Consider the following 16,921-nt stretch of genomic DNA (forward strand, 5'->3'; position numbering starts at 1 on the left):
CAACAGGTGACCTAAAACAAGCGAGCAATTTGCATGTCTAAATCCGTACAGAGCAACAGCGCGGTTCTCGTTCACTTCACGCTGAAGCTGGACGATGGATCCACCGCCGAGTCCACCCGTAACAATGGCAAACCGGCGCTGTTTCGCCTCGGCGACACCTCCCTGTCTGAAGGGCTGGAGCAACAGCTTCTTGGTCTGAAAGAGGGCGAGAAAAAGGCCTTTTCGCTGGAGCCTGACGCCGCTTTTGGCGTCCCGAGCCCGGACCTGATTCAGTATTTCTCTCGCCGCGAGTTTATCGACGCCGGCGAGCCGGAGATCGGCGCGATTATGCTCTTTACCGCAATGGATGGCAGCGAAATGCCTGGCGTGATCCGTGAAGTGAACGGCGATTCCATCACCGTCGACTTCAACCATCCGCTGGCCGGGCGCACCGTTCATTTTGATATTGAAGTGCTGGAGATCGATCCGGCGCTGGAGGAGTAACATGCAGATCCTGTTGGCTAACCCGCGCGGCTTTTGCGCTGGCGTTGACCGCGCTATCAGCATTGTAGAAAACGCGCTGACGCTGTACGGCGCGCCGATCTATGTTCGTCATGAAGTGGTGCATAACCGCTATGTGGTGGATAGCCTGCGCAAGCGCGGCGCCATATTTATCGAACAGATCAGCGAAGTACCGGACGGCGCGATCCTGATTTTCTCCGCTCACGGCGTATCGCAGGCGGTACGGAATGAAGCGAAGAGCCGCGACCTGACGGTGTTCGACGCCACCTGTCCGCTGGTGACGAAAGTGCATATGGAAGTCGCCCGCGCCAGCCGCCGTGGCGAAGAGTCGATTCTGATCGGCCATGCCGGACACCCGGAAGTCGAAGGCACTATGGGGCAGTACAATAACCCGCAAGGGGGCATGTACCTGGTCGAGTCGCCGGAAGATGTTCTCAAGCTGGAAGTCAAAAACGACGCCCGGCTGTCGTTTATGACCCAGACCACCCTCTCGGTGGACGATACCTCTGATGTGATTGACGCGCTGCGCGCGCGTTTCCCGAAAATCGTCGGCCCGCGCAAAGACGACATTTGCTATGCCACCACTAACCGTCAGGAAGCGGTGCGCGCGCTGGCGGAGCAGGCTGACGTGGTGCTGGTGGTCGGTTCGAAAAACTCCTCCAACTCTAACCGCCTCGCCGAACTGGCGCAGCGGATGGGTAAGGCAGCCTACCTGATTGACGATGCCTCCGATATTCAGGAAGCCTGGGTCAAGGATGCGGCCTGCGTCGGCGTGACGGCGGGCGCATCGGCGCCGGATATTCTGGTGCAGAACGTTATCACCCGGCTGCAGGAGCTGGGCGGTGGCGAAGCGGTGCCGCTGGAAGGCCGAGAAGAGAATATCGTTTTTGAAGTGCCGAAAGAGCTGCGTGTGGATGTCCGTGAAGTAGAGTAAGTTCTTTCCGCCTGCAATATGAGAAGATGCCAGACTTAACGTCTGGCATTTTTTTTAGGGAGAAACCATGCGCTTACCGATCATTCTTGATACTGACCCGGGCATCGACGACGCTGCCGCCATTGCTGCGGCGCTGTTCGCTCCCGAGCTGGATCTGCAGCTGATGACCACCGTGGCGGGCAATGTCTCGGTGGAGAAGACGACCCGTAACGCGCTGCAGCTGCTGCACTTCTGGCATGCCGATGTGCCGCTGGCGCAGGGCGCTTCGATGCCGCTGGTGCGTCCCCTGCGCGATGCCGCTTCGGTGCATGGCGAATCCGGTATGGAAGGGTATGACTTTGTTGAGCATCAACGTCAACCGCTGGCGAAGCCGGCCTTCCAGGCGATCCGTGATGCGCTTATGCACGCTGCCGAGCCGATCACTCTGGTGGCGATTGGCCCGCTGACCAATATTGCGCTGCTGCTGACCCAGTATCCGGAATGCGTGTTCAACATTCGCCGGCTGGTGATCATGGGCGGCTCGGCGGGCCGCGGCAACTTTACACCGAATGCCGAATTCAATATTGCCATCGACCCGGAAGCCGCCGCGAAAGTCTTCCACAGCGGGCTGGAGATTGTGATGTGCGGGCTGGACGTCACCAATCGGGCGCTGCTGACGGCAGATTATCTCGCGACCCTGCCGACGCTGAACCAGACCGGTAAAATGCTCCATGCGCTGTTTAGCCACTATCGCAGCGGCAGCATGAGCAGTGGTCTACGAATGCACGATCTCTGCGCTATCGCATGGCTGGCCCGCCCGGAACTGTTCACTCTGCAGCCATGTTTTGTGGCGGTGGAGACGCAGGGCACCTGGACCGCCGGCACCACGGTGGTGGATATTGAAGGACGACTGGGTCAGCCGGCGAACGCCCAGGTGGCGCTGGATATCGACGTGGAAGGGTTTCAGCGCTGGGCGGCGGAGGTGATTGCTCTGGCGCCGTAATACCCACCCAATCTTCAAGGAGAGAAGCAATGACCTATGGACAGGCGTATTTGAGCGGCTGGAAAGAGACCTTTAATTTTAGCGGCCGGGCCAGCCGACAGCAGTTCTGGACGTTTTTTCTTATCAATCTACTGATCGCCAGCGCGCCGCTGGCCGTCTGGTGTCTGGCAACCCGCCTAGACCCTCGCTACGGCATCCTCAGCTTTGTGGTCATACCCTTTGCGGCGCTGTGGCTGCTATTGATGGCGATCCCCCTGCTGGCAGTTGGCTGCCGGCGGATGCATGACATCGGCCGCTCCGGGATCTGGTTCGTGCTGGGGGTTATCATTCCGTGGTTTGCGGTTATTTCGCTGGCTCTGTGCTGCCTGCGTTCAGCGTAGGCACCGTCTCGCTGAGATAATCAATCATCGCCCGCATTCTGGCGGGCATATGCTTATCTCCCGCCCACAGCAGCCACAGATCGCCGGAATAGCTGCTGATAAATTCCCACTCGGGCAGCACCTGCACAATGTCGCCATTCGCCAGCGCCTCGCGGGCGGTGAACAGCGGCAGGCTGCCGATCCCCAGATGCTGCTTAACCGCGTCGAGGCGCACGGCGGTATGGTTGGCGGCGTACCGCCCGTATGTTTGCACCGTTTCGGTTTTCCCTTCCCGACGGAACTTCCAGCGCGCGTCGGCAGGCGTTTCGCCAAGGCTGATGCAACTGTGCGCCCGCAGTTCCTGCGGCGTGTGCGGCATACCGTGGCGCTGTAAATAGGCTTCAGTGGCGCAGATAACGTGCGTGACCGGCATCAGCGGTTTGCCATGCAGGCCGGGCGAGGGGGTATCGGTGATGCGTAGCGCCAGATCGATACCGTCATCGATAAAATCCAGAGGGCGATCTTCCAGCCGCAGGCAGACGTCAACCTGCGGGTAACGGTGAAAAAACGCCATCATCAGCGGATGGATCACAAAGCGGCCGATGGCTTTCGGTACGCTGAGCGTCAGCTTTCCCTGGGCGACCGTTTGGCGACTGCCGGCGGAATCCATCGCCTGTCGCGCCGCTTCCAGCATCTGCTGGGCATGCTGGTAAACCGTTTCCCCGGCATCGCTCAGACGCAGCTTGCGAGTGGTACGCTGCAGCAGTTTGCAGCCCATCTCTCGCTCCAGCCGCGACACGCTACGGCTAACCGCGGAAGGGGTAATGCCGCTCTGGCGGGCGACGGCGGAGAAGCTGCCCTGGTCGACGATCTGTACGAAGAGGGCAAGGTCGGGCAGGAGGTTCAGATTCATTTGTGCTCATGGAGCAAGAGTGCATTGGCGAATGATGGGATTATCGCTGGCGGTATTAATAATATACTGGGCGAACAGAGAGGAGAATCACTATGACTGAACGGGTTTATTACACCAGCGATGCTACCGACGGGCGCGCCCAGATCATCGCCTGCACTGCAGAAGCGGATGGCCGTTACGCCATCGAACTGGATCGGACGCTGTTTCACCCGCAAGGGGGCGGTCAACCGGCGGATTGCGGCTGGATTGCCGGACAGGCCGTTGAGACGGTGGTTGTGCGCGGCGACAGGGTGCTGCATATTCTGTCGCAACTGCTTCCCCTCGGTGAAGTGGAGATGAAAATTGATGCCTCCGCGAGACAGCTGCATGCTCGTCTGCATTCTGCCGGCCACCTGCTTGGCCTGGCGGGCGAACAGCTTGGCTGGCAACCGGTGAAAGCGCACCACTGGCCCGGCGAAGGGCGGATAACCTTTGCCAGCAGGAATAGCGCCGCGCTGCCGGACGCCAGTGCGCTACTGGCGCTAGTAAAGGCATGGCAGGCGCAGGATTTACCGCGTCAGGTGACGTTCGCTGACGGCATGCGCAAAGTGGGATTCGGCGAGCTGCCCGCCTATCCCTGCGGTGGCACCCACGTCGCCCGTCTGGCGGAGCTGGGCGACATTGTCATTAGTCAGATTAAGATGAAGAAGGGGCAGCTGGTGATCAGCTATTCCCTGACGTAAACGTTTCAGTTCTGCTCAGGGTAGGTCTGTTTGACGCGATAAATACGCTCCGGTCGGCCAACCTTGCCGTAGCTGATTTCCGCTTCCAGAAAGTCGTTCTTCACTCCCTGTTCCAGATAACGGCGAGCGGTGGTTTTGCTGCTGCCAAGGATACGCGCCAGCGAGTCGGCGGTATGTACCACCGCCGGGTCGGCAAACAGCTGGAGTACGCGCTGAAAGGTGCTTTCATCGATCCCGCGTAGCGGTGCGCTGGCCGGTTCCGTCTGTTCCCGAGCCTGAATATTAAACAGCGCATCGACGTGGATCTGGCTGGCCTGTTCGCTGGAACGCAGCGAGCTGCGATAGCGGGCGAAGCGCTCCAGGGTGTGCTGCAGGCGCTGATAATGCACCGGCTTAATTAGATAGTCGAACACCCCCAGGCGCAGCGCTTCGCTGATGGTATCCATATGATTATCAGCGGTAATAAAGATGATCCGCCCCTTGTAATGGGTACTGACCGCATGGCGGATCAGATCGATACCTTTGCCATCAGGTAAGAAATTATCCAACAGGATCAGCTGCGGTTGATACAGTCTGAGTTGTTTCCTGGCGCTCTCGAGTTTATCCGCAATGCCAATGACGTCGAACTGGGGAAACTGTTTGATGTTATCCACCAGGATCTCCGCCAGCATAGGTTCGTCTTCAACGATAAGAGTGGTGATGCTATCCATGATGTTCATCTCGGGTCAGGGGAATATAAAGAGTAAAGATGGTGCCAAAGGGAAGGTTATTTTCGACGACGATGCTGCCGCCTGCCTGTTCCACGTAGCTGCGAACCAGCCAGAGTCCGATGCCATGATCTTTGCTGACGCTGCTGGTGACGCCGCGCTCGAAGATCCGATCGCGCAGCGTCTCGTCAATGCCGCATCCCTGATCGGCGACCTCGATAATCACTTCGTGGCCGTCGCTGTTGATCAGGCACTCTATCTGCTTTGAGCCCTGCGGCTGTTGCAGGCTGGCATTGTAGGCGTTATCAAGCAGATTCCCCACGATCGAGATCCATTCGTTGTGAGAAAGGGCGGTGGGTAATCTGTCGACGAAGCAGGCCGGATCGAAAACCAGTTCCAGACCGAGCTCTTTGGCGCGGTAATACTTGCCGATCAACAGCCCGGCCAGATGGTTATCCTGGAAATTCCGCGCGATAAAATCGATCACTTTCTGGTGGCTTTCCGACTGCTGTTGGATCAGATCCAGCGCATGATCGTAGCGTTTAAGAAACAGCAGGCCGGCGATGGTGGAGATCAGATTGCGATGCTCATGCTGCACGGCGCGCAGGTTATCGGCATACTGTTGCACCTGACTGAGCTGCAGGCTGAGGGTGTTGATATCGTCTTTACTACGAAAGCTGATCACCCAGCCCTGTGGATCATTATTTAAGATCACCGCCATCCGGCTGGCGATCACTTTGATATGATTGAAGGTGACGATCTCGTCTTTTTTATTGGTCTGCGGCGCATCGTAGAAGAAAGCCTCCTGAGAAATAACGCTGCTGATCCCTTTACCGATAAGCGTCGGTTCCGGTTGGCTCAGGTTGAGCAGCCGGCGGGCAGTCTGATTAATCGCGGTGATCTTGTAACGGGAGTCGATGGCGATGAGCCCTTCGAACACGGATTCAAACAACACGCTTTGCTGGATCAACAGCTGCGACAGCTGTTGAGGTTCCATATTCAGCATCTGCTTTTTGATATGCAACGAGAAGCGGCGGGCGCAGTAGAGCAGGAGCAGTAACATGATCGCCATCGGGATCAGCAGCGAGCTTATCTGCAGGCTGAGCCAGTTCTCTAACTGTTCAATGGTATAGCCTACCGACACAATGCCAATCACCTTGCCGGTCTCGTCCTGAATCGGTGATTTACCGCGCAGCGAGGAGCCCAGCGAGCCTTTGCGCACTGACACGTAGCTTTTCGCGTTTAACAATGCTTCATCGCTATCGCCGCCCTCCATCGATTTGCCGATTTCATCAGGATTAACATGATAGAGGCGCTGGCCGTTGGCATCACCGACGGTGATATAGGTGGCGTCGGAGAACGAACGCATGGGATCGATAAGCGCTTTGATTCTGGCGAGATCGCGTTTCTGAACCGCTTCGACCAGCTCCGGCATCGCCGAAATCTGCATTGCCTGAATCAGCGCCCGCTGCCCGACCTGGTAATGCAGACGCTCTTCGGTAATGTCGGTCAGATACCATGACATCGCCAGCATAACGATCGTCGAGGTGAATAAGATCAGCAGGAAGATGCGATTCTGAAACGATCGCCTGGCAAACCAGTGGGTGATTTTTCGGGTATACATAGCGCCAATAGACATTAAATGATTAGTTTCCCCGTTTCGCGGCCCGAGAACCCGCAGATGGCGCACAGAACCGCTAATTTCAGAAAAGTGATCGATGGCAAGGGGGCGCTGTTAATCCTGACCCGGAGGCGAGGTAACGGCCACGCCTCCGGAGAGGATGCCGGCCTACATCGCCAGCACGTACTTGAGCATCACCCCGGCGGCGATCGCCGAGCCGATCACCCCGGCCACGTTCGGGCCCATGGCGTGCATCAGCAGGAAGTTCTGCCCGTCCGCTTCCAGACCCACCTTGTTCGACACCCGCGCCGCCATCGGCACCGCCGACACCCCGGCTGAACCGATCAGCGGGTTGATCGGGTTCTTACTGAACCTGTTCAGCAGCTTCGCCATCAGCACCCCGGCCGCGGTGCCCACGCAGAAGGCGATCACCCCCAGCAGCAGGATCCCCAGGGTCTGCGGCTGCAGGAACTTGTCCGCCACCAGCTTGGCTCCCACCGACAGCCCGAGGAAGATGGTCACGATGTTGATTAGCGCGTTCTGCACCGTGTCGCTCAGCCGCTCCACCACCCCGCTCTCGCGCATCAGGTTGCCGAAGCAGAACATCCCCAGCAGCGGCGCGGCGTCCGGCAGCAGGAGCGCCACCAGCAGCAACAGCACCGCCGGGAAGAGGATCTTCTCCCGCTTACTCACCGTACGCAGCTGCACCATGCGGATCTTCCGCTCCTTATTCGTGGTCAGCGCCTTCATGATCGGCGGCTGGATCAGCGGCACCAGCGCCATGTAGGCGTAGGCCGCCACCGCGATGGCCCCCAGCAGCTCCGGCGCCAGCTTGCCCGACAGGTAGATAGCCGTCGGGCCGTCGGCGCCGCCGATGATGCCGATGGCCGCCGCCTGCGGCAGGGTGAAGCTGATGATGCCGAAGTAGTTCAGCGTCAGCGCCCCGAGCACGGTGGCGAAGATACCGAACTGCGCCGCCGCCCCCAGCAGCAGGGTGCGCGGGTTGGCCAGCAGCGGGCCGAAATCGGTCATCGCCCCGACGCCCATGAAAATTACCAGCGGCGCGATGCCCGAGCCAATCGCCACCTTATAGAAGATGGCCAGCACCCCGGCGGAGTAGCCCATGTCCACCGCCAGGCTCTCCATCTGCCCCTGCACCGACGGCAGGGCCAGGGCCAGCGCGTCCTTAATGGCGTGGACGTCCGGCGCGCAGTGGAGCTTCGCGGCAATCACCGCCAGCTGCGCCGGGTCGTGGTGGGCCAGCAGGCTCTCCAGGGCGGTGAGCGCTAGCCCGGCCTCCGGAATATTGGAGAGCAGGCCGCCGAAGCCAATCGGCAGCAGCAGTAACGGCTCGAACTTCCTGGCAATCGCCAGCCAGAGCAGCAGCAGGCTGACCAGCAGCATCACCGCCTGGCCGAACCCCAGGTGCATCAGCCCCATCCCCTGAATCAGGGCGTTCAGACTTTCCATTTCCGCTCCTCGTCCTTACGCCAGGGTCATCAGGGTGTCGCCGACCGCCACCGCGTCGCCGGACTTCACCGCGATACCGCGCACGGTGCCGGCCTGCGCGGCGCGGATTTCGGTCTCCATCTTCATGGCTTCCAGAATCAGCAGCACCTCGCCTTCGGCCACCGCCTGGCCTTCCGCGGCCAGCACCTTCCAGATAGTGCCCGCCAGCGGGGCGGTCACCGGGGTGCCGGCGCCGGCCGGGGCCGGGGCGGCAGCAGGCGTAGCGGCCACCGGCGCGGCGCTGAGCTGGCTGACGTCGCCGCCGTCGCTGACCTTCACCACAAAGGCCTTGCCTTCCACTTCCACGGTGTAGACGCCGGAGGCGGCTGGTTTCTCAGCCTTCGCGGCAGGTCTGGCTTCTTCCAGCTGCGGCAGCGGTTCAAAGGCTGCCGGATTGTGGCGGTTTTCGAGGAACTTGAGGCCTATTTGCGGGAACAGCGCCACGGTGAGCACGTCGTCGATGGCGTTTTCGGCAAGCGTGATGCCCTTCTCCTGTGCCTGGCGTCTGACGTCGGCTTCCAGCTGCGCCAGCTCCGGCTTCAGCAGGTCCGCCGGGCGGCAAGTGATGGCCTCTGCGCCCTCGAGTACCCGCGCCTGCAGGGCGGCGTTCACCGGCGCCGGGGTGCGGCCGTATTCACCTTTCAGAATGCCGGCGGTCTCCTTCGCGATGGTTTTGTAGCGCTCGCCGGTGAGGACGTTGAGCACCGCCTGGGTGCCGACAATCTGCGAGGTCGGGGTGACCAGCGGGATGAAACCGAGGTCCTCGCGCACGCGAGGGATTTCCGCCAGCACTTCATCCAGACGGTGGGCGGCGCTCTGTTGCTTCAGCTGGCCTTCGAGGTTGGTGAGCATCCCGCCCGGCACCTGGGCGACGAGGATACGGCTGTCGGTGCCTTTCAGCTGCCCTTCGAAGGCGTGGTACTTCTTACGCACCTCGCGGAAGCAGGCCGCGATGCTCTCCAGCTTGTGGATATTCAGCCCGGTGTCATATTGCGTGCCGGCGAGGGTGGCCACCAGCGCTTCGGTTGCCGGATGGCCGTAGGTGGCGCTCATGGACGAAATCGCCGTATCCACGCCGTCGACCCCGGCTTCAATGGCCTTCAGCAGGGCCATCTCCGCCATGCCGGTGGTGGCGTGGCAGTGCAGGTGCAGGGTGACGTCGTAGCGTTTTTTGATTTCGCTGACCAGCTCAAAGGCGGCATGCGGCGTCAGAATGCCGGACATGTCCTTGATGGCGATGGAGTCGACGCCGGTCTCCAGCAGCTGTTCGGTGAGGTCGAGCCAGGTCTGCAGGGTGTGCGCCGGGCTGGTGGTGTACGAAAGCGTGCCCTGGGCGTGGGCGCCGTGGCTGCGCACCGCCTGCAGGGCGGCCTGCATGTTGCGCGGGTCGTTCATGGCGTCGAAGACACGGAAGACGTCCATGCCGTTTTTGACGGCGCGCTCCACGAAGCGCGCCACCACGTCATCGGCGTAGTGGCGGTAGCCGAGCAGGTTCTGGCCGCGGAGCAGCATCTGCAGCGGGGTTTTCGGCATCGCTTTTTTTAGCTCGCGCAGGCGGACCCACGGGTCCTCGCCGAGAAAGCGGATGCAGGCATCAAAGGTGGCCCCGCCCCAGCACTCGAGGGAGCGGTAGCCGACGTCGTCAAGCTGAGCGGCGACGGGGAGCATATCGTCGAGGCGCAGGCGGGTGGCGAACAGGGACTGGTGGGCGTCGCGCAGGACGACATCGGTAATGGCAACGGTCATGAATTCCTCCGTGAATTAAGGGTGCAAACGGCGATGGTGGTGAATGGCGGCGACAATCGCCGGCTTTAAGCGGGCGAAGTCGTCGGCGGGCGCGACGGCGGCCGGTGCCGGTTTTGACGCCGGAAGCGGCTCGGGAAACAGACGGTTAACGGCGAGGGACATCCCCTGGATGGCGAAGATGAGCAGCAGCAGGAACACCAGCACAAAGCCCATGCCGAGAAACATCAGGGTGAAGCCTTCGCCTAGCAGCGCAGCATCAGTCATGTATACCTCTCAAAATAGGGGCACGATGGCGCGCTGCCTGGCGACGTTTCTGGCATTCCCGGCTAAGGAGCAGGGTGGATTTCCCTCTGCCGCTCCCGGCATTGGACCCTGGCGATGCTAGTCGTCGTCCGTTCAACGGCGCCATCGTGCAAATGGGTTAAATCATCATGCCGAACACGATGCTGGCGATGACCAGCACAATACCGCCACCCAAACGGGAGGAGATTTGCGCATAAGAGATAAGGTTCATACGGTTACAGGCAGAGAGCACTTCCAGGTCACCGGAACCGCCGCGGTTGGCCATGCACAGACCCGCGGTGATCGCTGATTCAATCGGGAAGAAGCCAATCATCCAGCCGCCCAGGGCCGCGCCAACCACCGCGCCAACGACGATAACCGCGGCGATGACGACGTTAGCGAAGGTAATAGCGTTGATGATTTCCTGCAGGTCGGTGTAGCAGACGCCGACGCCGACCATCAGCACCCACAACAGCTGTTTGGAAAAGAAATCCGACAGGCGTTTGGCGCCAGCTTTGATTTCGGGTGTGCAGAGGCCAGAGGCGTTCAGCGCCGCGACGATCAGCACCATCCAGGCAAAATAGTGAATCGATACGCCGCCAATGCTGGGCAGGATTTTCTTCGCCATCACGTAGGCCAGCAGGAAGCAGGTGGTGGCCAGCACCATGCCGACGGCGGTTTCGCGATGAGTGATCTGGCCCGCTTTTTCGTCTTCTTCGACTTTAAACGAGGCTTTGCGCACCAGCTCGCCCTCGCCGCTCAGCCAGGTGTGTTTTTTACCGATGATATCGAGTACGGCGGCAAAGACGATGGCAAAGATATTGGCGATGGTCAGAATAGCGATAGCGGTTGAATAGTACTCTTCGCGAGACCGACCGGTAACGGAGTGATAAATTTCCGACAGCGGTACCGCGCCCGCGCCGTTGCCGCCGCCCATGATCGGCAGGACGTACAGCATCATAATGCGATCCATCGGGATGCCGAACACCAGGCCGATGACGATACCGAAAATCGACGCGCCGACAATGCCCATCAGAATGGTCGGGATGTAGCCGAGCAGCGATTTCAGCAGCAGACGACGGTTTACCGACAGGATCGCGCCGGTAATTAATACGGCGATGAATAAGTTAAGGAAGTTACTCTCATCCATGACGTTACTGATGGCATCGATCTCTTTCTGCGTGAAAATACCGGCATAAACGAAATATGCTGCCACCAGAAAGATCATCACTGGCGCACCACCGATATATTTGTTGAATATCGGCAGGCGTTTGCCTATTTCGCCAAACAGGGCGCCGATAATAAACATAATGGCAAAGCCGCCAACCAGGTCGGTGGGTAACGCATTAAAGAAGTGGGAAAGTAATAGCGTAATTAACGCAAACGCATAAAGGGGTAACGGCATGCCGAAGATTTTAAATCCCAGCAGGTCGCTTACGCCCTTTTTCTCCGTCGCCGGAGCCTGGCTCATGTTAGTCATAAACGTTATCCTGTTTATCAATGAAGTAATAAGACCGGCGCATAGTAATAAATAGATTCAGTGTTAAGGTGTGATAACCTTCACTGAATACTCGTGTTTTTAATTAATTTAATTATTTTTATTATGCTGAATGAATTAGCAACATAAAAACCATAAAGCCAATTAAGCGACGGGAAAAATTGTGATTTAAATACAAGAATCGATAGCCGAACGCTGGCGAAATACAGGTCGTTTTGGAATAACGAAGCGCTAAAAAATGACTCTGATATTAAAACGCGTTCTGCTACGGAAGGATAAATCGCGGCGAGAGGCGATTGACCTCTTTCTCCGTCAGCATCAGCTCTCATTAGAGGCTGATTGCGAAATGGCCATTGTCGCCGAGTATCAGCAGCGGCTGGTCGGCTGCGGCGCCATCGCCGGCAACGTCCTGAAGTGCATCGCTATCGACCCCTCGCTGCAGGGGGAGGGGCTGAGCCTTAAGCTACTGACAGAATTACTCACCCTGGCCTACGAGCTGGGGCGCAGTGAACTGTTTTTATTCACTAAGCCCTGTAACGCCGCGCTCTTTGCCGGCGCCGGCTTCTGGCCAATTGCCCAGGCCGGCAATCTCGCCGTGTTACTGGAAAATAGCCGCGAACGGCTGACCCGCTACTGCCGCCAGCTGGCGATGTACCGTCAGCCGGGACGCAAAATCGGCGCTATCGTGATGAACGCCAACCCGTTCACGCTCGGCCACCGCTGGCTGGTGGAGCAGGCGGCCCGTCAATGCGACTGGCTACACCTGTTTGTGGTGAAAGAGGATGCCTCCCGTTTCACGTATCAGGATCGCTACACGCTAATCGAAAAAGGGATTGCCGGCATCGACAAAGTGACGCTGCATCCCGGTTCGGCATACCTCATCTCGCGGGCCACCTTCCCCGGCTACTTCCTCAAAGAACAGGGGGTGGTGGATGACTGCCACAACCAGATCGATCTCCAGCTGTTCCGCGAACATTTAGCCCCGGCGCTGAAGATAACCCATCGTTTTGTCGGCACCGAGCCGCTGTGTTCGCTGACCCGCCATTACAACCAGCGTATGAAAACGTTGCTGGCAGCGCCGGGCGACGCACCGCCTGTTGAGGTCGTTGAGCTGGCGCGGATCGAAAAAAACGGCGGGCCGATATCGGCTTCAAGGGTGCGCGAACTGTACCAGCAGCGCAACTGGCAGGCGGTGGCGGCGCTGGTGCCGCCGGGAACCCTCTCTTTTCTGATGCAACTGGCGGAAAGCGAACATCAAACCGCCTGATTTTTACGCCATAACAAAGGATTTGCCTCTATGGAAATGAAGATTGACGCCCTGGCCGGCACGCTGGAGTCCAGCGATGTGATGGTCAGGATTGGGCCGGCGACGCAGCCGGGCATTCAACTGGAGATCGACAGCATTGTGAAGCAGCAGTTTGGCGATGCGATTGAGCGAGTGGTCAGAGAAACCCTGACGCAGCTCGGTGTTAGCCAGGCCAACGTGGTGGTGGATGATAAAGGGGCGCTGGAGTGCGTTCTGCGCGCCCGAGTTCAGGCTGCGGCCCTGCGTGCGGCGCAACAGTCTCAATTGCAATGGAGCCAGCTATGAAACCACGTCGCAGTATGCTGTTTATCCCCGGCGCCAATGCCGCCATGTTAAGTACTTCATTCGTCTACGGCGCCGATGCGGTGATGTTCGACCTTGAAGATGCCGTTTCGCTGCGCGAGAAAGATACCGCTCGTCTGCTGGTGTATCAGGCGCTGCAGCACCCGCTGTATCAGGATATCGAAACGGTGGTGCGCATTAACCCACTAAATACCCCGTTTGGACTGGCCGATCTGGAAGCCGTGGTTCGTGCGGGCGTGGATATGGTGCGCCTGCCGAAAACCGACAGCAAAGAAGATATCCATGAGCTGGAAGCTCACGTTGAGCGTATTGAGCGTGCGTGCGGCCGCGAAGTGGGCAGCACCAGGCTCATGGCGGCCATCGAGTCGGCGTTGGGGGTGGTAAACGCGGTCGAGATCGCCCGCGCCAGCCCGCGTCTGTCGGCCATCGCGCTGGCGGCTTTCGATTACGTGATGGATATGGGCACCTCCCGCGGCGACGGCACTGAGCTGTTCTATGCCCGCTGCGCCGTGCTACATGCTGCGCGGGTTGCCGGCATCGCCGCCTATGACGTGGTGTGGTCGGATATTAATAATGAAGAGGGATTTCTTGCGGAAGCGAATCTGGCGAAGAACCTCGGCTTCAACGGGAAATCACTGGTCAACCCGCGCCAGATCGAACTGCTGCACCAGGTCTATGCCCCGACGCGAAAAGAGGTCGACCATGCGCTGGAGGTGATTGCCGCGGCGGAAGAGGCAGAGTCGCGCGGTCTGGGCGTGGTGTCGCTGAACGGTAAGATGATCGATGGACCGATTATCGACCACGCGCGCAAAGTGGTGGCGCTTTCGGCTTCCGGTATTCGTGATTAAGGGGAATAAGATGAAAGAGACAGTAGCAATGCTTAATCAGCAGTACGTGATGCCGGAAGGATTGACCCCTTACAACGGCGTGACGGCGAAAAGTCCGTGGCTGGCTAGTGAGACGGAAAAGCGTCAGCGTAAAATCTGCGACTCGCTGGAAACGGCAATCCGTCGCTCCGGCCTGCAAAACGGCATGACCATCTCGTTCCACCACGCGTTTCGCGGCGGTGACAAAGTGGTCAATATGGTGGTGGCGAAGCTAGCGGAGATGGGATTTCGCGATCTGACCCTGGCGTCCAGTTCGCTGATCGACGCCCACTGGCCGCTGATTGAGCATATTAAAAACGGCGTGATCCGTCAGATCTACACCTCCGGTCTGCGCGGCAAGCTTGGCGAGGAGATCTCCGCCGGCCTGATGGAAAATCCGGTGCAGATCCACTCTCACGGTGGTCGCGTACAGCTGATCCAAAGCGGTGAGCTGTCCATTGACGTGGCGTTCCTCGGCGTTCCCTGCTGCGATGAGTTTGGCAACGCCAACGGCTTTAGCGGTAAGTCGCGCTGCGGCTCGCTGGGCTACGCGCGCGTTGATGCGGAACATGCCAAATGCGTCGTGCTGTTGACCGAAGAGTGGGTGAATTACCCTAACTACCCGGCCAGTATCGCCCAGGATCAGGTGGATCTGATCGTTCAGGTGGACGAAGTGGGCGATCCGCAAAAAATCACCGCGGGCGCCATTCGTTTGACCAGCAACCCGCGTGAGCTGCTGATCGCCCGCCAGGCGGCGAAAGTGGTTGAACATTCCGGTTACTTTAAAGAGGGGTTCTCGCTGCAGACCGGCACCGGCGGCGCCTCGCTGGCGGTGAGCCGCTTCCTGGAAGACAAAATGCGCCGCAACGGCATTACCGCCAGTTTCGGCCTTGGCGGCATCACCGGGACGATGGTCGACCTGCATGAGAAAGGGCTGATTAAAACGCTGCTCGACACCCAATCGTTCGATGGCGATGCGGCGCGCTCGCTGGCGCAGAACCCGAACCACGTCGAAATCTCTACTAATCAGTATGCCAGCCCGGGTTCCAAAGGGGCCTCCTGCGAGCGCTTAAACGTAGTGATGCTCAGCGCGCTGGAAATTGACACCGACTTTAACGTCAACGTGATGACCGGCTCCAACGGCGTGCTGCGCGGCGCGTCAGGCGGACATAGCGATACCGCCGCCGGCGCGGATCTGACCATCATTACCGCACCGTTAGTTCGCGGTCGCATTCCCTGCGTCGTGGAAAAAGTGCTGACCCGCGTGACGCCGGGAGCCAGCGTGGATGTGCTGGTCACCGACCATGGCATTGCGGTAAACCCGGCGCGCCAGGACCTGATCGACAATTTACGCAACGCCGGTATTCCGCTGATGACCATTGAGGAACTGCAGCAGCGCGCGGAGCTACTGACGGGCAAACCGAAGGCGATCGAATTTACCGATCGGGTGGTGGCGGTAGTCCGCTATCGCGACGGTTCGGTCATCGATGTGATCCATCAGGTGAAAAACAGCGACTAAGCGCAGAGGGGAAAGGCTATGAGCGACGTGTTAATTCAACCTCCGCGTGTGCTACGCGGGAAACCACTGAGCGCCGAAGAGGTGGTCAGCGCGGTAGAGCGCGCGCTGTTGACCGAAGTTCGCCTGACCCCAAAGCCCGGGCTGGTGGATATTCGTAACGCTGGCGCGCACCGGGATATGGATCTGGCCTCGTTTGAGGACAGTACCGCGGTGGTGGCGCCGTGGATGGAGAAGTTTTTTATCATGGGCCACGATACCGCGGCGGTCGCGCCGGAGCAGGTATTGATGATGCTGCGGCCGGTGGGAATGGCCTGCGAGAACGATATGCTGGAGGTCACCGGCGGGGTGAATACCCATCGTGGGGCGATCTTCGCTTTTGGCCTGCTCAGCGCGGCGGCGGGCAGGCTGGTTTCGAAAGGCGAGCCGATAGAACAGCACCGGCTTTGCGACCAGGTGGCGCGCTTCTGTCGCGGCATGGTTATGCAGGAATTATCCTCCGCCAGCGGGGAACGGCTGAGCAAAGGCGGGATTCATTTTCTGCGTTACGGTTTCTCCGGCGCCCGCGGCGAGGCGGAGAGCGGATTCCTGACCGTGCGCACCCAGGCATTACCGGTCTTTAACCGCATGATGGAGGAGACTGGCGACAGCAATCTGGCGCTGCTGCAAACCCTGCTGCATCTGATGGCATGGAATGATGACACCAATCTGGTGTCTCGCGGCGGGCTGGCCGGGCTGAACTATGTCCAGCAGGAGGCGCAGCGGCTGCTGTGGCAGGGCGGCGTACTGGCTGACGGTGGCCTGGAGGCGCTGCGCCAGTTTGATGACGATCTGATTGCTCGCCACCTCAGCCCCGGCGGTAGCGCCGATCTGCTGGCGGTGACCTGGTTTTTATCCGCGTTTCCCGCCGGCGCGCTTTTCCCGCTGTAACCCTCTGCAACATGGCCTTCGCCCGCACCGGCGGGCGGGGCATCATCATTCGCCATCCTGGTTATCACTGCGTAAACGAGGAATTGCGGCACAATCGTATAGTTTTTACTGATATCGTCCGCCGTTTGTCATAAATTTCTAATTATCGGCGTTTTTGAGTAGCGGCCCGCTGACGGGCTGGTTACTCTGAAAACAATTTACGTAATGTTAACAAAAGAGAATAGCT

General features: G+C 59.3%; 17 protein-coding genes. 10 read left to right on the forward strand and 7 right to left on the reverse strand.

Features of this window, described 5'->3' with window-relative positions; translation table 11 throughout:
- Positions 1–33: 33 nt before the first annotated feature.
- The 4 genes from fkpB (at position 34) to ABLU73_RS11830 (ending at position 2,797) form a co-directional block, all read left to right on the forward strand.
- Positions 34–483: an FKBP-type peptidyl-prolyl cis-trans isomerase gene (fkpB, locus tag ABLU73_RS11815; protein ID WP_004204241.1), complete on the forward strand. Its 450-nt coding sequence runs from the start codon at positions 34–36 to the stop codon at positions 481–483.
- 1 nt (position 484) lies between these two features.
- Positions 485–1,435 (forward strand): 4-hydroxy-3-methylbut-2-enyl diphosphate reductase, encoded by a 951-nt coding sequence (gene ispH / locus ABLU73_RS11820; protein ID WP_002887979.1) that lies wholly within the window; start codon positions 485–487, stop codon positions 1,433–1,435.
- A gap of 67 nt (positions 1,436–1,502) precedes the next feature.
- Positions 1,503–2,417: a ribonucleoside hydrolase RihC gene (gene rihC, locus ABLU73_RS11825; protein ID WP_004204242.1), complete on the forward strand. Its 915-nt coding sequence runs from the start codon at positions 1,503–1,505 to the stop codon at positions 2,415–2,417.
- Positions 2,418–2,446: 29 nt separating this feature from the next.
- On the forward strand, positions 2,447–2,797 hold the full coding sequence (locus ABLU73_RS11830; protein WP_049004272.1) for a DUF805 domain-containing protein: 351 nt from the start codon (positions 2,447–2,449) through the stop codon (positions 2,795–2,797).
- Here the strand turns inward: ABLU73_RS11830 and ABLU73_RS11835 are convergent.
- Entirely contained in the window at positions 2,760–3,689 is a 930-nt protein-coding gene (locus tag ABLU73_RS11835) for a LysR family transcriptional regulator (RefSeq protein ID WP_049093225.1), read from the reverse strand. The two genes, ABLU73_RS11830 and ABLU73_RS11835, sit on opposite strands and share 38 nt — an antisense overlap.
- Positions 3,690–3,781: 92 nt before the next feature.
- Between ABLU73_RS11835 and ABLU73_RS11840 the strand changes: the two genes are divergently transcribed.
- Positions 3,782–4,411, forward strand: a complete 630-nt coding sequence (locus tag ABLU73_RS11840; RefSeq protein WP_004204246.1) for a hypothetical protein — start codon at positions 3,782–3,784, stop codon at positions 4,409–4,411.
- 5 nt (positions 4,412–4,416) lie between these two features.
- Here the strand turns inward: ABLU73_RS11840 and ABLU73_RS11845 are convergent, their stop codons facing one another.
- From ABLU73_RS11845 to citS, 6 genes are all read right to left on the reverse strand, one after another.
- Positions 4,417–5,121 (reverse strand): response regulator, encoded by a 705-nt coding sequence (locus ABLU73_RS11845; protein ID WP_004204247.1) that lies wholly within the window; start codon positions 5,119–5,121, stop codon positions 4,417–4,419.
- Positions 5,114–6,742 carry a sensor histidine kinase gene (locus ABLU73_RS11850; RefSeq protein ID WP_264923647.1) on the reverse strand — a complete coding sequence of 543 codons (1,629 nt, stop codon included), beginning with the start codon at positions 6,740–6,742 and terminating at the stop codon, positions 5,114–5,116. The genes ABLU73_RS11845 and ABLU73_RS11850 overlap by 8 nt, the downstream gene beginning before the upstream one ends.
- A gap of 165 nt (positions 6,743–6,907) precedes the next feature.
- On the reverse strand, positions 6,908–8,209 hold the full coding sequence (locus tag ABLU73_RS11855; protein ID WP_348850224.1) for an oxaloacetate decarboxylase subunit beta: 1,302 nt from the start codon (positions 8,207–8,209) through the stop codon (positions 6,908–6,910).
- 15 nt (positions 8,210–8,224) lie between these two features.
- On the reverse strand, positions 8,225–9,994 hold the full coding sequence (oadA, locus tag ABLU73_RS11860; protein WP_114506259.1) for a sodium-extruding oxaloacetate decarboxylase subunit alpha: 1,770 nt from the start codon (positions 9,992–9,994) through the stop codon (positions 8,225–8,227).
- 15 nt (positions 9,995–10,009) lie between these two features.
- On the reverse strand, positions 10,010–10,258 hold the full coding sequence (locus ABLU73_RS11865; protein ID WP_004204254.1) for an oxaloacetate decarboxylase subunit gamma: 249 nt from the start codon (positions 10,256–10,258) through the stop codon (positions 10,010–10,012).
- Between the two features lie 157 nt (positions 10,259–10,415).
- Positions 10,416–11,756: a citrate/sodium symporter CitS gene (gene citS / locus ABLU73_RS11870; protein WP_004204255.1), complete on the reverse strand. Its 1,341-nt coding sequence runs from the start codon at positions 11,754–11,756 to the stop codon at positions 10,416–10,418.
- Positions 11,757–12,012: 256 nt separating this feature from the next.
- Here citS and citC point away from each other — a divergent pair, with 256 nt between their 5' ends.
- From citC to citG, 5 genes are read left to right on the forward strand one after another with little or no spacing between them, the layout of a single operon-like run.
- The gene (citC, locus tag ABLU73_RS11875) at positions 12,013–13,041 is read left to right on the forward strand and encodes a [citrate (pro-3S)-lyase] ligase (RefSeq protein ID WP_243813500.1); all 1,029 of its coding nucleotides are present in this window, start codon (positions 12,013–12,015) and stop codon (positions 13,039–13,041) included.
- 30 nt (positions 13,042–13,071) lie between these two features.
- Positions 13,072–13,365: a citrate lyase acyl carrier protein gene (gene citD / locus ABLU73_RS11880; RefSeq protein WP_032426016.1), complete on the forward strand. Its 294-nt coding sequence runs from the start codon at positions 13,072–13,074 to the stop codon at positions 13,363–13,365.
- Positions 13,362–14,231, forward strand: a complete 870-nt coding sequence (gene citE / locus ABLU73_RS11885; RefSeq protein WP_032455538.1) for a citrate (pro-3S)-lyase subunit beta — start codon at positions 13,362–13,364, stop codon at positions 14,229–14,231. Before citD ends, citE begins: the two co-directional genes overlap by 4 nt.
- A 10-nt stretch (positions 14,232–14,241) precedes the next feature.
- Positions 14,242–15,768, forward strand: coding sequence for a citrate lyase subunit alpha (gene citF, locus ABLU73_RS11890; RefSeq protein WP_064187705.1), 1,527 nt, complete (start codon positions 14,242–14,244; stop codon positions 15,766–15,768).
- An 18-nt stretch (positions 15,769–15,786) separates the two neighbouring features.
- On the forward strand, positions 15,787–16,695 hold the full coding sequence (citG, locus tag ABLU73_RS11895) for a triphosphoribosyl-dephospho-CoA synthase CitG (RefSeq protein ID WP_260205998.1): 909 nt from the start codon (positions 15,787–15,789) through the stop codon (positions 16,693–16,695).
- The last annotated feature ends 226 nt before the right edge of the window (positions 16,696–16,921 follow it).

The sequence above is a fragment of the Klebsiella sp. GG_Kp175 genome (genome assembly GCF_040062325.1).
Taxonomy (GTDB): Bacteria; Pseudomonadota; Gammaproteobacteria; order Enterobacterales; family Enterobacteriaceae; genus Klebsiella; species Klebsiella quasipneumoniae.

Bases quoted from the DNA above. Each gene is read 5' to 3' on its own strand.
- fkpB (WP_004204241.1), top strand. From the start codon at position 34: ATGTCTAAATCCGTACAGAGCAACAGCGCGGTTCTCGTTCACTTCACG.
- citD (WP_032426016.1), top strand. From the start codon at position 13,072: ATGGAAATGAAGATTGACGCCCTGGCCGGCACGCTGGAGTCCAGCGAT.
- oadA (WP_114506259.1), bottom strand. From the start codon at position 9,994: ATGACCGTTGCCATTACCGATGTCGTCCTGCGCGACGCCCACCAGTCC.
- ABLU73_RS11830 (WP_049004272.1), top strand. From the start codon at position 2,447: ATGACCTATGGACAGGCGTATTTGAGCGGCTGGAAAGAGACCTTTAAT.
- ispH (WP_002887979.1), top strand. From the start codon at position 485: ATGCAGATCCTGTTGGCTAACCCGCGCGGCTTTTGCGCTGGCGTTGAC.
- ABLU73_RS11850 (WP_264923647.1), bottom strand. From the start codon at position 6,742: ATGTATACCCGAAAAATCACCCACTGGTTTGCCAGGCGATCGTTTCAG.
- ABLU73_RS11845 (WP_004204247.1), bottom strand. From the start codon at position 5,121: ATGGATAGCATCACCACTCTTATCGTTGAAGACGAACCTATGCTGGCG.
- ABLU73_RS11855 (WP_348850224.1), bottom strand. From the start codon at position 8,209: ATGGAAAGTCTGAACGCCCTGATTCAGGGGATGGGGCTGATGCACCTG.
- citF (WP_064187705.1), top strand. From the start codon at position 14,242: ATGAAAGAGACAGTAGCAATGCTTAATCAGCAGTACGTGATGCCGGAA.
- citC (WP_243813500.1), top strand. From the start codon at position 12,013: ATGACTCTGATATTAAAACGCGTTCTGCTACGGAAGGATAAATCGCGG.
- rihC (WP_004204242.1), top strand. From the start codon at position 1,503: ATGCGCTTACCGATCATTCTTGATACTGACCCGGGCATCGACGACGCT.
- ABLU73_RS11835 (WP_049093225.1), bottom strand. From the start codon at position 3,689: ATGAATCTGAACCTCCTGCCCGACCTTGCCCTCTTCGTACAGATCGTC.
- citG (WP_260205998.1), top strand. From the start codon at position 15,787: ATGAGCGACGTGTTAATTCAACCTCCGCGTGTGCTACGCGGGAAACCA.
- ABLU73_RS11840 (WP_004204246.1), top strand. From the start codon at position 3,782: ATGACTGAACGGGTTTATTACACCAGCGATGCTACCGACGGGCGCGCC.
- citE (WP_032455538.1), top strand. From the start codon at position 13,362: ATGAAACCACGTCGCAGTATGCTGTTTATCCCCGGCGCCAATGCCGCC.
- citS (WP_004204255.1), bottom strand. From the start codon at position 11,756: ATGACTAACATGAGCCAGGCTCCGGCGACGGAGAAAAAGGGCGTAAGC.
- ABLU73_RS11865 (WP_004204254.1), bottom strand. From the start codon at position 10,258: ATGACTGATGCTGCGCTGCTAGGCGAAGGCTTCACCCTGATGTTTCTC.